Source organism: Lyngbya sp. CCY1209 (genome assembly GCF_055795065.1).
Window position 1 is genome coordinate 1 of sequence record NZ_JAYFER010000178.1, and the last position, 431, is coordinate 431.

Here is a 431-nt window from a genome sequence, read left to right on the forward strand (position 1 = left end):
TCCCCATTGCTCAGTTTTGCCATTCCTGTTCGGTAATATTTCCTGAGCGTTTTGTATTTGGCGTTTCCGCATCGTGATACTATCCATGCCCGCAGTTGTTGCCAGAGTATGTTATCTAGCTTGTTGAAAATCTCCGAGGAGACTGCCCCTGAATAGTATCTTGCCCATCCTGTGATGATGGGATTGAGATATTTTATCAGGGCGGCTTGAGGTGCTGTTTTATGTTTCTTAATCACCTCTTTAACCTTTTCGATGTGGGCTTTGATTGCTTCCTTATCCGGTTTGATGAGGGTCTTGAAGCCCAGTGGTTTATTGTTGTGGCCTCCACTTTTCCCGGATGTATGTCTCCCTTGTGGATATTGCCTGATATTGAACCCTAGAAAGTCGAAACCAGGTGAGACCATTTTTCCATTTACTTCGATTTCTTGAAG

Annotated in this window: 1 protein-coding gene; it reads right to left on the reverse strand. The window is 44.1% G+C overall.

Annotated features, from left to right (window positions below):
- The coding region (locus AC0QHF_RS02760; protein WP_324702654.1) for a group II intron maturase-specific domain-containing protein at positions 1 to 431 on the reverse strand (431 nt) is incomplete at both ends.